The following is a 13,466-nucleotide window of genomic DNA, read 5'->3' as shown; positions in this document are numbered from 1 at the left end:
TTATGCGCGGAAGAAAAGGAAATATAAGTCAATATTTAAAGAGTTGTGCTATTTTATCCTGATTAAATGTAAATAAGAAATAATATTAGGACTGATATAATTATGCTACATTTGTTTTTTATTATGTGTATATCTAAGTATAGAGAATAAATAATGATTGACTTTAAGAAGGATTGGGGGAAGTTACTAGCTTTTGTGGTTCTATTATTAGCATCAATAGGTCTAGTATTAGTTCAAGTATTTAATCTCTCGACTCCAACTAAACTTGAAATTGCTTTAGTTAGCGCTCTCCAATATATTTGTTCAATTGGTTTTACATGGTTATTATCCATTATTGTATTTAATAACAGTTATAAGGATAAACAAAAGAAATTTGCTATAGGCGCATTTCGTAGAGTAAAAGAGATTGAAAGGAATATTAAGAGAACTCAAGCCCATATTGATCATTCACTGAAGAATGGAAATGATTTAAAAAGTTGTTTGGCTGTAGCAAAGTTTAGTCTCATAAATGCTCAGGATACTATTAACTCATCAATTTCAGATTGGGCTGATATTATTGAAGATGAGCTAGAAATTTCTGCACAAATTGAAAAGCTGGAGTCTTCTTCTACGAAGAATATTAAAGATGAGGCTGAAAATGATAGTGCGAAACAGGAGATAGAATCTTTAACTAAAAAGCTTCCTCCAGAACTTAGACATAAAATATCAGCAGAAAGGAGTAAACAAGATCAAATAGAAGAGGCTGTTATATATCTTGGTAAGAAGATCATAAAGGATGAGTTCATTGAATTAAGAGGGTTTTGGGAGCCAAGAAACGGATTCATGACGGATTTAACGGGAATAATTGTCGGTAGTAAAATTTATATTGCAAGAGGGATTACAGATACAAGGACAGGGGCTATATTAATGTATAATGAAGCTGGTGAAAGTTTGGCTGTGGTTACTAATTGTTGTAGTGAATTAAGAGCTCCGTATGATGTTTTCGCAGAGGCAATCGATAATGTTTTTGGTAGAACTTTAAGGCCAAAAATGTTTGGTGGGCATCCTGTTCAGGCAGAAGTTATAAAAATTGAGGATTTTGACCCTAAGCTAGAACGGCAATATTTATATGTGAGAGTATTTAAAGGCTTGGATGATTCTATTAGATATAAATACAAAGAACTAAAATTGTATAACAAATCTTCCATCGAAGTGCTGACGTGATATGAATTTAAGCAACGTTAAGGATAAATATGCATATTTATTAAATAAAAAAAGAAGCCCCATCATCCTGATGGGGCTTCTTCATATTCAGTTTATGTCGTTGATATCCTATTAACGACCACGTCCTGTGTGTTTTATTATTCTCAATGAGACTTCCTGTCTCTCTATGATTGATATATTAGCGATTAACTCGGAAGTGGAACAGACGTCAATCTCCCTGATCAATGTACGCTTAGACGTACAATTAGACGAGATTATATTTCTGTAGTTTGCCAATCAGCGCTGCTAATCCTTTCACTTCAAACTCATTGGCGTCAAAATTCTCATCTTTGTTGCGTTTAAAAATATCTCGAATTTCAATGACGGCATTTGGATCAACAAGGCCCAAGCTAGAGGTCACTTGGCGAATTTGGCTAATTGAACGTGAACCATTGGTGGAGCCGTAGCCGATAAAGGCCGCGGGTTTGCCTTGCCATTCTTTACCGACATAATCCAAGGCATTCTTCAGCGCTGGACTATAGCCATGGTTATATTCAGGGCTAATGAAGATAAATGCTTCGGCAACCGCAATTTTATCTGCCCACTGCTGTTGTTTAGGTTGATCATAGATGCCTGTCGCAGGTGGGTGAGAACCTGCAAATAAAGGTAAGTCCCACTCTTTAAGGTCGACGATTTCGGTTTGAATATCTTTTAATGCGAGTTCAGTCGTTGCTTGTTGTACCCAATTGGCCACTTTAATTGCCGTTCGGCCTTCGCGAACACTACCAACAATAATATAAATCAGCATAGTAAAATTCCTGTGTTATTGCTTTGATTTTAAAAATGAATAGTTATTCATGATCTTATACTTTTCTTCAGCGTAAAAAAAAGCTCTCATTTGAGAGCTTTTTTGTTACATCAATTTGATGCCTTGCTGACCCGCAGGGGTGACTTTGAAGATTTCCACTTCAAAGGTAATATTTTTTCCTGCAAGTGGATGGTTAAAATCGATTTCTGTGGTGTCATCATTGACCGATTTTACAATCCCAAATAAGGTTGCTTTAGCTTTATCTTCGAACTCAATCATATGACCCACGATTGGACGTTGTTCAAATTTAACCGTATCGAAGATTTGGATATTCTCAGCGTTCCAAGGTCCAAACGCATCTTCAGGTGGTAAATGTACAGTACGACGATCGCCTGCACGTAAACCAAATAAAGCCTTTTCAAACCCAGGTAACAGGTTACCATCACCAATCACAAGACTGACGGGTTCTTCACGACCACGGGTATTGTCGATTTCAACACCATTTTCAACCGATACAGAAAAATGTAAGTCGACTTTTGAGCCTTCTTGAATACGGATTTCTTCGTTTGGTTGGATAATTTCGTTCATCTTATGCATCCGCATTTTGGTTGCGTTTCTTCTCTAAGAAGAAAGTATCGATCAGCAGCAAAATAGTCCCTAAGGTGATGGCACTATCCGCAAGATTGAAGGCTGGAAAATGGCTGTTTTGATAATAAACATGAATAAAATCGACTACATAGCCTAAACTAACACGGTCAATCAAATTGCCAATTGCTCCGCCAAGAATCAACGCAATTGCCATCGGTAATACAATCATTTTCTTAGGCATGCGCATGAGCCAGAAAACAAAAATCACCGAAACAAAACCTGCTAATGAGGTGAAAAAGTAGCGTTGCCAGCCGCCTGCATCAGACAAAAAGCTGAATGCTGCGCCATAATTATGCAGCAGTGTCCAATTTAAAAAAGGCAGCACCGGAACGGGGTCCGCATAGTTTAAATGCGAACTTGCTATCCATTTGGTCCATTGATCCAATACAATGGCAAGGACAGAAAGTCCCAGCCAGAGCAGGTTGTGCGGGTAAAACTGGAATAAGCCTTTTTTTGCTGGGCTTGTTTGCACAGAATTATGCATATTTTCTCACTTCGCCACTGCCAGTGACATTGATAATACAACGAGCGCATAAACCAGCATGACCAACGTGTGTATTTACGTCAGGCAATACATGCCAGCAACGTACACATTTTTCACCGTCTGCCGCTGAAACTTGGACACGCAGACCTTCGAGGTCTGTGCTTTCGCCTTGTTCTGCATATGGGTGAACGATGACTTGAGAAGTAATCAAGACAAAACGTAATTCATCAGCCAATTGGTTTAACAATGTTTGTAATGCTTCATCTGCCCAAAGTTCAACTTTAGCAGACAGGTTACTACCAATCAGTTTAGCGTTACGTGCTGCTTCAATCTGTTTATTTACTGCTGATTTTACGCTAATCAATGTTTGCCAATCTGCTTCAGACAACAAGTTTGCTGTTGATGCAGTTGGAATGTCATACCATTCAGCGGTAAATACATATTTTCCAGTTTGTTCTGGAATCAATGGCCAAGCTTCCTGTGCTGTAAAGCTGAGGATTGGTGACATCCAACGAACAAAAGCTTGTACGATATGATACAACGCAGTTTGTGCAGAATGACGTGCTTGTGAGTCTGCTTTGGTGGTGTACTGACGATCTTTGATGATGTCGAGATAGAAGCCACCTAAGTCATTGATACAGAAGCTGGTCAATGCATTGGTCACAATATGGAAGTTCATCTCTTCATAGGCTTGCTGGATGGTTTTTTGAACCTCAGCAGCACGTTGCAAGATGTATTGATCCAATGCAATCAGTTGGTCGACTGGTAACGCATCTGTTGATGGTTTGAAGCCATTCAAGTTGGCCAACAAGAAACGCAAAGTGTTACGGATACGACGATAACCATCTGATGCGCGGCTAAAGATTTCTTTACCAGCCGTCATTTCATAGCGATAGTCCGCTGATGCGATCCAGAAACGTAAGCCATCAGCACCCATATCTTTGATAATGTCTTGTGGGGTAATGATGTTGCCTAACGATTTAGACATCTTACGACCTTTCTCATCGACCACAAAACCGTGGGTGAGTAGGCCTTTATATGGCGCACGTTCATTGATTGCAATTGAGGTTAACAATGAAGATTGGAACCAACCACGGTGTTGATCTGAACCTTCAAGATATAAGTCTGCTGGATCTTGTAGATCATCACGTTCACGCAGTACTGCATAGTGCGTAGTGCCTGAGTCAAACCAAACGTCCAAGGTATCACGTACTGCATTGTACTGCTCTGCATCAGCACCGATGAATTCACTTGCTTCACGATTGTACCAACCGTCAATGCCTTCTTGCTCGATCAGTTTAGCGACTTCTTCGATCAATTCAGGCGTACGAGGATGCAATGCATTGGTATCTTTGTGCACAAAAAATGGAATTGGCACGCCCCAAGTTCGTTGGCGTGAAATACACCAGTCAGGACGTCCTTCAATCATGGATTGAATACGGTTTTTACCCCAATCTGGCACGAAGTCGATGTCATTTTCAATCGCATTTAGTGCGGTTTGACGTAGGCCTTTTGCATCCATGCTGATAAACCATTGTGGTGTCGCACGGAAGATAATTGGAGTTTTGTGACGCCAGCAGTGTGGATAGCTATGTTTAATTGGTTGATGTGCCCATAATCGACCCACTGCACCTAAAGCCTCAATGATTTTTGGATTGGCTTTATAGATGTGCTCACCCGCAAAAATCGGAGAAGTTGGTAAATAAACACCATTACCACCGACTGGGTTTTCAACTTTTAAGTTGTATTGTAAGCCGACCTTATAGTCATCCACACCATGGCCTGGAGCGGTATGAACAGCACCCGTACCACTGGTGGCAATGACGTGCTCGCCTAAAATTACAGGGACTTGGCGGTCTGTGAGCAGTGGATGTTGCAATAATAGATTTTCGATTGCTGAGCCTGTGAAGTCAGCAAGTACCACTGGATTTTCAAGCTTATAGCGTTCAACTGCGGATGCAACTAAGTCTTTTGCAAGGATAAAGTTTTGCGTACCACGTTCAGTCGTAACTTGTACTAGCTGATATTCAATATCAGCATGTAAGGCAACGGCTTGGTTGGCAGGCAGTGTCCATGGTGTCGTTGTCCAGATTACAATATCAGTCACATCTTGGACATCAACACCAAGACGAGCACTTAAATCTTTGAGATCTACAACGGTAAAGCCAACGTCAATCGCGTCAGATTTTTTATCTTCGTATTCAACTTCCGCTTCTGCGAGTGCAGAACCACAATCCAAACACCAGTTCACAGGTTTTAAACCTGGTTCAATATGACCTGCTTTCGCAATGGCACCCAGTGAACGCACGATGTCTGCTTCTTGTTTGAAATTCATGGTGAGATAAGGACGATCCCAATCCCCAAACACGCCCATACGCACGAAGTCTTTCTTCTGTAACTCAACCTGCGTGTATGCGTATTCACGGCATGCTTTACGGAAGGTCGATGCGTCAACTTTAACACCAACTTTACCGACTTTTTCTTCAACTTTGAGTTCAATTGGTAAGCCATGACAGTCCCAGCCTGGCACATATGGTGCGTCAAAACCATCCATGACACGGCTTTTAACAATGATGTCTTTTAATACTTTATTGACAGCATGGCCTAAATGGATTTGACCATTGGCATATGGAGGGCCGTCATGCAGTACATATTTTTTCTTGCCAATACGCGCTTCACGAATCTGCTGATAAATGTTGTCGGCATACCACTCTTCTAACCATTTGGCTTCACGCACAGCCAAGTTTGCCTTCATGGCAAAATCAGTCGCTGGCAAATTGAGTGTGGCTTTATAATCCACTGCATTTTCAGGAGTTTGCTTATCGCTCATGCAAGTTTTCTTCCAGTTTGATCAGTTTGTAAACTGACATGTATTACAAATGAAAATTAAATTTAAAAAGGAAATTCTGTTGTGTCGGTACGATAGTCTCGTAACTTCTGCACATCATCGTGAATTCCAGCTTTGAGGGCTTCAAGCGAAGGGTAATTCAGCTCACCATGTAAATAGTGAAGGAAGGTTACCCGCATCAATAAGCCATACAGATTAGCAGAAACATCAGGGAAATGTACCTCTAATCGCCATTCTGGGTGGTCTTGTTTGATGGCTGGGCGTGTCCCCACATGGCCTGCGCCAAATAAACTGTCAGCTTGGTATCCTGTGATGCCGTTGAGGGCAGGATCTGCATGTTTTACTTTTACTGTCAGTGAGGCATTTTCACAGACCACATCCACCGCATAAATCCCATTTAAACAGGGTTTATGACGATTCAAACGGACATTAATGGTTGGGAAATCAAGGGTGCGACCAATCTGATCGCCATATTGCACGCGACCTGTGATGCTATAAGGACGGCCTAATAATTTTGCCGCCAAAGCCAAATCACCTGCTTGTAAGACTTGACGAATACGGGTTGAACTGACGCGTTCATCATTTAAAGCAATAGTATTTAAATTGATGACATCAAAACCATAATCACGTAAGAATTCGCTATTACCTTGGCGGTCTTTACCAAAATGGAAATCATCACCGAGCACCAAGCTTTGTGCATTGAGTTTTAATTTGAGTAGGTCTGCAAATTCGGTGGCATTTAAGCTTCTAAAATACTGATCGAATTTCGCGACAGCAATGTAGTCCACACCCAGCTCTGTTAAATATTCTACTTTTTCTCTGAGCGAGCTAATACGCGGTGGAGCATCATAACCTTTAAAGAATTCAAGTGGTTGTGGCTCAAAAATCATCACCAATGTTTTTAAGCCTTGCGCTTCAGCCAACGTTTTGAGCTGAGCAATCATCGCTTGATGACCGAGATGGACACCATCAAAATTGCCAATCGTTACCGCAGTTGGAGGTAACTGAAAATCTGGCGATAATGCGTTGAGACGAAGCAACTTCATGGGCGTTAAATACAGTGATTTTTGCAAAGGCTATATATTGCCATATTCTCAGCGTTTCGTCTTGTTGTTGTGTTTTTACACAGAAAAATTTCAATAATTAATCGGCTTATATCAATTTAATTGATTCATTAAATAAAAATAAATCAATTTTTCTTATTTAAGGGTTCTATTAGAATAACAACATTGTCGCTTTAGATAGAAATAGAGATGAAAAAGCCATTTTACCAACTAGAACAGAGCACAGATGTGATTCGTCATTTTACCCCGAACTGGTTCACTGCAACCATGGGAACGGGTGTTGTGGCGATGATCTTAGCACAGTTGCCTTTCGCCTCATCTCTGTTATTTATGCTGGCGACCAAATTATGGCAATTTAATATTCTGCTATTTAGTACGTTTAGTGTGCTTTATCTCTTACGCTGGATTTTATTTCCAGCTGAAGCTAAGCAGATTTTTACGCACCCCAATATGAGCCTATTTCTCGGTGCGATTCCGATGGGGCTTGCTACCATTGCCAATGGTTTTCTCAGTTTTGGTATACATTTATATGGTGATATTGCCATTCAAATAGCCGAATATCTTTGGTACATCGATGTCGTTCTTGCTGTTTTGATCGCGTGGGTGGTGCCATTTTGTATGTTCAGCTGCCAAGATCACCAGTTACATCGCATGACTGCGGTTTGGTTGTTGCCGATTGTGGCATGTGAGGTTGCTGCAAGTTCAGCAGGGCTGTTATTGCAACATTTAGCGGCGAATCAACATGCACTGTATATCTTGATCACGGGTTATGTGTTGTGGGGCATTTCAGTTTTACCTGCTTTTGCGATCTTAACCATTTTGATGCTACGTTTGGCATTGCACCAATTGCCTGAGAAAGAGGTCGCGATTTCTAGTTGGTTATGCTTAGGGCCGATAGGAACAGGTGCGTTAGCGTTATTACTATTGGGTGAGCAAGCACCACGGATCATGCAAGCGATGGGGTTTGAAGGATTAGCAATGTTACTTCCAGCTCTAGGTATTGTGGCAAGTTTGGTACTATTGGGCTTTGGTGTCTGGTGGTTCGGTATCGCGATCTTGACTACACTACGCCACGTGCGTACAGGCATTCCATTCAACTTAGGCTGGTGGGGGCTGACTTTCCCATTCGGTGTGTTTATCTTGGCGATCTTTAATCTAGCACACCAATTAAATATGGACGCTTTACACTACATTGCGGTTGTACTCAGCCTACTCTTGGTTGCTTTATGGGTTTTGGTGATGAAAAAAACCGTAGTAGGGGCGTATAGCGGCCAATTATTTTTCTCTCCTTGTTTGATCGCCTTACAGCAGAAGATGCAATAATATCTAAGGTGTGCTTGAGCACACCTTTTTTATATATGCGTCTACTTTGATCTGAACGAGTCTTTTTTATGAATGCTGATGTTGCTCTGATTATGGCTTTGCCGAATGAATCTAAAGGTCTATTTGAGCAAGCTGGTATTGACGTTCATTACAGTGGAATCGGCAAAATTAATGCAGCATTTAAAGCCTTTGAGGTGATTCAAAAAACGGGCTGTAAGACACTAATCAACTTAGGAAGTGCAGGAAGTTCTCACTTTGATGCGCACAGTCTGGTTGAAGTCATTACTTTCGTGCAACGTGATATGGACGTGTCTCCCTTAGGTTTTGATGTGGGTGTGACACCGATGGATGATGAGATTCCTGCGGAGATTCATATCCAGCCACATTTTGAGCTTTTACCCAAAGGGATCTGTGGCACGGGTGACTCCTTCGAAACAGGCATGCCGAAAGTGAGCTGTAATTTGGTGGATATGGAGCCTATGCTTTAGCCAAAGTCTGTCAAAAGCTAGGGGTACGTTTGATTTCAGTGAAATATATTACTGATGGTGCCAATGATACGGCGCATCTGGATTGGGAAGAAAACCTGTTACTTGGGGCACAAAAGTTACTGGCGCTGTATCAAGCGCATTTTTAAATGTAAAGGTTTAATGCTGTAGTATGCATGGGTAGACTTTTTTGTTGTTATGTTTTTGAAATTAAAATATTATTTTGTGTTTGGTTCGTATAGCGCCCATTATGTTAAATGGATACTTTTTATCCTCAAATTTTGAAATGATTGTCCAGCCTATTTATATAGTTCCAATACATTATTTCCAACTAGCCTTTTTAGGCGTCATTTTATGTCGTAAAGAACTTTAACAAGCTTGATTTTTAATCATATAAGTTGAATTATTAAAGTCATAACTTATTGATGATGGAAGAAATAATTATGGCTGTTTATGGTAATGGAAAAGTTTTAAAGCATATCCCTGGTTGGGACGGGTGGGATAATATATATAAACCAAGTGATCAAGTACCACATTCTGGTATTTACAAATGTACTGGATGTAATAAGGAAATTACATCAAATAAGGGAGATAAATTTCCACCTCAAAACCATCATCAACATGGCTCTGTATTAAGCAGTATTCAATGGAAAATTATTGTTTTTACTGATACCGCAGGTGAATATACTTATTAAAAACTTTAAGTATTTCTAAAATTAACATAATACACCTTATGCGAATTTTTTGAAGTTTTCTACTTATTATCAGAATCTTAAAATAATCCGTTCTAGGGTTCAGCGCACTGGAACGGCTTTTTCATGACTATTCATGTTCCACGTATGTTTCTTAATCAATGTTCCACATTTTTGATTAGTTCAGTTGAATAATCACCTTAACCATTTGGCAAGAAAAAAGCGACTCACAAAGTCGCTTTTTAGTTTATTTCAATTGCTAAAATTAAGGCTTATGAAGAGAATTTAGCGTGGTAATACGCCGTACAACATTACATGAATGGTATGTTCGATGGTACGTTGATACATGCTACGGTTACGTAAGGTTTTACCTGTCACCATTTCCATTTGCGTCGAAAAATCAGCATAATTTTGCGTGATCGCCCAAATGTTGAGAATCAATAGTTCTGGATCGACCTCTGCCGACAATTTGCCTTGTTCTTGCCAAGTTTGAATCACTTTGGTTTTACGCTTAAATAGCTTTTTCAAAGGGCCTTTTAAGATCGGTAAAATATGCGGGGCACCTTGAATAATTTCGAGGGCAAATAAACGTGAGGCTTTTGGCTGATCACGTGAGCTTTCAATTTTTTGAATCAAATAGTGAGTGAGTGCTTCAGTTGGCTCAAGCTCAGACTCTAGGGTTTGTAAGGGTGCAAGCCACTTTTGCAACACCGTGGTAAGCACTTCGACATAAAGCGATTCTTTATTTTCATAGTAATAGAAAATATTCGATTTATGCATATTTGCAAGTTGCGCAATCTCATCGAGGCTGGCACCACTAAACCCATAGACGGAAAAAACATCTAGGGCAGCATTCAGCAGTTGATTGCGCTTTTGTGTACTTTTCTTCTGTTCCATCTGCGAGCTTGATTCAAAAAATGTCATTGACATTGTAAGATAAATTGTCCGATTTGTGCACAATTACGCAATTTTTTTATCGAAAAAAATATACTTTTTAGGCCAGTGCTAACGATGTATTTGATAATTATTGAAATCTAAAAAAATGCATACATATTTTGTAAATAATTTTTTTCTTATCAGGGGAAATGAGTGCCATATTTTTATTATTTTGGTCACATTTTAGTGCACATTAATGCGGCTTTAGGTGGCTAAAACCGCATCGAGAACTTGTTGTTCGAGTTGGGCGAACGCGATACTTTTTTTACGAGGGCGTGGTAGGTTGACCTGAAAGCTATGGGCAATATGCCCTTGATCTAACAGGATAATCCGGTCGGCAAGTTGGACTGCTTCACTGACATCATGCGTAACCAATATGGCGGTAAAACCTTGTTCTTTCCAGAGGCGCTCAATCAAGTTCTGCATTTCTAAACGAGTCAGTGCATCTAATGCACCAAGCGGTTCATCTAACAGCAAAATACGGGGTGTATGGGAAAGAGCCCGTGCAAGCGCAGCGCGTTGACGTTGTCCACCTGAAAGCTGAGCTGGCCATTGCGTGGCTTTATCTTTTAGCCCTACTTTTTCTAGCAATGCTTCTGCAAGCTGATGCTGATTTTTAGGCAAACCCAATTGTACGTTTTGTATAATACTTTTCCATGGGAGCAGGCGTGGATCTTGGAACATGACACGAATATCGTGGTTGGTAATGCCTTCACGGAAATGACGTGCTGACTGGAATTTAATTTCACCGTAGCTGGCTTTTTCCAGTTGGGCAATCAAACGGAGCAGGGTGCTTTTACCGCAACCGCTACGCCCAACGATGGCGACAAACTCACCAGCTTGGATATTTAGATCGAGGTCTTCGAGGACTTTCACTTCACCATAAAATTTATACAATTGCTCAATCAGAATATGCGCACCATTGTCTGGCGAGGTTGTGGTTTCTGGTTCAGTAACAGGCTGAATCAGGTTGTTATCGTAGAAGTTTAAATTTAAGTTACTCATCGTGATGTCCTTATTATTTTTGATAACCTGCATGCCAGCGCAGTAGATAGCGTTCCAGAACTTGAGCCAATACATCCGCTAATTTCCCGAGCAGGGCATAGAGTAAAATACCCACCAAGACGATATCCGTTTGTAAAAACTCACGTGCATTCATGGTCATATAACCAATTCCCGCTTGCGCAGAAATGGTTTCTGCCACGATTAACAGCACCCAAACCAGACCTAAAGAGAAACGTAGTCCGACCAGAATAGAGGGCATTGCACCAGGCAAAATAATGTCTTTATACAGTTGCCAACGATTGAGCCCGTAACTTTTTCCCATTTCGATCAATTGTGGGTCGACAGAGCGAATACCGTGATAGGTGTTGATATAGATTGGGAAAAATACACCGACAGCGACTAAAAAGAGTTTGGCTGTTTCATCAATCCCAAACCATAAAATCACCAGTGGAATTAGTGCTAATGCAGGGATGTTACGGATCATTTGCAAGGTGGTATCGAGTAAAGTCGAGGCAATACGAGATGAACCATTCAATAGTCCCAAGACCAAACCTAGACCACCACCAATCAATAAACCAAGCAAAGCACGGCCTGCGCTGACTTTGACATGTTGCCAAAGCTCCCCACTGATCAGTAAGTGCCAAAAGGCACTCACGACAGCAGTTGGGGCTGGCAATACTCTGCTTTGCAATAAGCCAGAGCTCGAAGCTGCTTGCCATATCAGAACCAGCAGAATTGGAAATAGCCAAGGCAGCAGCCCTTTAGCTATTTTTTTTGTTCCACGTGAAACATCATTTAAAACAACCTTTGCATTCATACAGTCTCCTTGATCAAGGTTTTTGCTTCCTTGGTCTCTGGGACATAATTATTGGCAATGATTTCCCCGAAAGGACCAGTTAAATGTGGTTGCGCTAGTTTTTCACGTGTTTTAAGCGGCAACAATGGGAACACCAGTTCCGCAAAACGGATCGATTCTTCCAGATGTGGGTAACCTGAGAAAATAAAGGTATCAATGCCTAAATCTGCATATTCTTGAATTCGTGCAGCAACGGTTTCTGGGTCACCCACCAAAGCAGTTCCTGCGCCACCCCGGACTAAGCCGATGCCCGCCCATAAGTTTGGTGATACTTCCAGCTGATCTTTACGCCCGCCATGCAATGCGGCCATACGTTGCTGACCGACTGAGTCCATTTGTGCAAATTTTTTCTGTGCTGCGGCAATGGTTGCATCATCCAGATATTGAATCAGTTCATCCGCAGCTGCCCAAGCCTGCTCATTGGTTTCGCGCACAATCACGTGTAAGCGAATGCCATAATTCAGGGTACGACCTTTGGCTGCGGCTTTGCCACGTAAATGCTCAATCTTTTCTTTCACTGCTGCTGGAGGTTCACCCCAAGTCAAATAGGTGTCGACTTGCTCAGCTGCCAGTTCAGTTGCGGCTTCTGATGAGCCACCAAACCACAGCGGTGGATAAGGTTTTTGTACGGGTGGATACAGCAGTTTGGCATCATCGACACTGAGACGTTCGCCGTGAAAGCTAAACGGTTCACCTGTATGTGAGCGAGTGAGAATTTCACGCCAGATTTTGACATACTCAGAAGCAGTTTGATAACGGGTACTATGATCTTCATAGAGTCCATCACCTTTTAATTCTTGTTCATCGCCACCTGTGACAAGGTTGAGCAGAATACGGCCGTTGGAGAGCCGATCAAAAGTTGCTGCCATGCGTGCAGCCAGTGCTGGTGTGGTCAGTCCTGGACGGAGTGCCACTAAAAATTTAAGTTGTGTAGTTGCATCAATCAAACTGGCAGCCGTGATCCAAGGGTCTTCGCAAGAACGTCCAGTGGGAATAAGTACGCCTGCATAACCCAGATTGTCTACGGCAACTGCAATTTGTTTCATATAAGCATGATCGACCTGACGCGCGCCCTTGCTGGTGCCTAAGTAGCGACTGTCACCATGAGTGGGGATAAACCAGAAAATATTCATGT

Annotated in this window: 12 protein-coding genes and 1 pseudogene; 4 read left to right on the top strand and 9 right to left on the bottom strand. The window is 41.3% G+C overall.

The annotated features are described in order from the left end of the window. The first annotated feature begins 153 nt into the window (after positions 1 to 153). Positions 154 to 1,203, top strand: coding sequence for a hypothetical protein (locus tag MMO42_RS15555; RefSeq protein ID WP_241321207.1), 1,050 nt, complete (start codon positions 154 to 156; stop codon positions 1,201 to 1,203). Between the two features lie 244 nt (positions 1,204 to 1,447). On the opposite strand, the gene MMO42_RS15550 is transcribed toward MMO42_RS15555, so the two are convergent. The 5 genes from MMO42_RS15550 to ribF form a co-directional block, all read right to left on the bottom strand. Then, positions 1,448 to 1,990 carry an NAD(P)H-dependent oxidoreductase gene (locus tag MMO42_RS15550; RefSeq protein WP_241321206.1) on the bottom strand — a complete coding sequence of 181 codons (543 nt, stop codon included), beginning with the start codon at positions 1,988 to 1,990 and terminating at the stop codon, positions 1,448 to 1,450. Between the two features lie 105 nt (positions 1,991 to 2,095). Then, complete coding sequence (locus MMO42_RS15545; protein ID WP_005290715.1) at positions 2,096 to 2,578, bottom strand: peptidylprolyl isomerase; 483 nt, start codon at positions 2,576 to 2,578, stop codon at positions 2,096 to 2,098. Position 2,579: 1 nt separating this feature from the next. Then, positions 2,580 to 3,110, bottom strand: a complete 531-nt coding sequence (gene lspA / locus MMO42_RS15540) for a signal peptidase II (RefSeq protein ID WP_241321216.1) — start codon at positions 3,108 to 3,110, stop codon at positions 2,580 to 2,582. Positions 3,111 to 3,114: 4 nt separating this feature from the next. Then, complete coding sequence (gene ileS, locus MMO42_RS15535) at positions 3,115 to 5,952, bottom strand: isoleucine--tRNA ligase (RefSeq protein WP_241321205.1); 2,838 nt, start codon at positions 5,950 to 5,952, stop codon at positions 3,115 to 3,117. Positions 5,953 to 6,014: 62 nt separating this feature from the next. Further along, a complete protein-coding gene (gene ribF / locus MMO42_RS15530; protein ID WP_241321204.1) occupies positions 6,015 to 7,016 on the bottom strand; it encodes a riboflavin biosynthesis protein RibF in 1,002 nt (333 codons plus the stop codon). Positions 7,017 to 7,223: 207 nt separating this feature from the next. Between ribF and MMO42_RS15525 the strand changes: the two genes are divergently transcribed. The 3 genes and pseudogenes from MMO42_RS15525 to MMO42_RS15515 all read left to right on the top strand — a co-directional run bounded on the left by MMO42_RS15525 (position 7,224) and on the right by MMO42_RS15515 (position 9,537). Then, on the top strand, positions 7,224 to 8,357 hold the full coding sequence (locus tag MMO42_RS15525; protein WP_241321203.1) for a TDT family transporter: 1,134 nt from the start codon (positions 7,224 to 7,226) through the stop codon (positions 8,355 to 8,357). 68 nt (positions 8,358 to 8,425) lie between these two features. Then, a pseudogene (locus tag MMO42_RS15520) lies at positions 8,426 to 8,991 on the top strand (5'-nucleosidase). Between the two features lie 294 nt (positions 8,992 to 9,285). Continuing rightward, entirely contained in the window at positions 9,286 to 9,537 is a 252-nt protein-coding gene (locus MMO42_RS15515; protein ID WP_004918478.1) for a hypothetical protein, read from the top strand. 282 nt (positions 9,538 to 9,819) lie between these two features. On the opposite strand, the gene MMO42_RS15510 is transcribed toward MMO42_RS15515, so the two are convergent. The 4 genes from MMO42_RS15510 to ssuD form a co-directional block, all read right to left on the bottom strand. Then, entirely contained in the window at positions 9,820 to 10,431 is a 612-nt protein-coding gene (locus MMO42_RS15510) for a TetR/AcrR family transcriptional regulator (protein ID WP_005154234.1), read from the bottom strand. Between the two features lie 243 nt (positions 10,432 to 10,674). Then, complete coding sequence (locus tag MMO42_RS15505) at positions 10,675 to 11,475, bottom strand: ATP-binding cassette domain-containing protein (protein ID WP_241321202.1); 801 nt, start codon at positions 11,473 to 11,475, stop codon at positions 10,675 to 10,677. Between the two features lie 13 nt (positions 11,476 to 11,488). After that, positions 11,489 to 12,292 (bottom strand): aliphatic sulfonate ABC transporter permease SsuC, encoded by an 804-nt coding sequence (gene ssuC / locus MMO42_RS15500; RefSeq protein ID WP_241321201.1) that lies wholly within the window; start codon positions 12,290 to 12,292, stop codon positions 11,489 to 11,491. Continuing rightward, a complete protein-coding gene (gene ssuD, locus MMO42_RS15495) occupies positions 12,289 to 13,464 on the bottom strand; it encodes an FMNH2-dependent alkanesulfonate monooxygenase (RefSeq protein ID WP_005290739.1) in 1,176 nt (391 codons plus the stop codon). The genes ssuC and ssuD overlap by 4 nt, the downstream gene beginning before the upstream one ends. Between the last annotated feature and the right edge of the window lie 2 nt (positions 13,465 to 13,466).

The sequence above is a fragment of the Acinetobacter sp. ANC 3882 genome (assembly GCF_022549545.1).
In the GTDB taxonomy this organism is placed as follows: Bacteria; Pseudomonadota; Gammaproteobacteria; order Pseudomonadales; family Moraxellaceae; genus Acinetobacter.
This window is presented reverse-complemented; position numbering and strand designations above follow the sequence as displayed.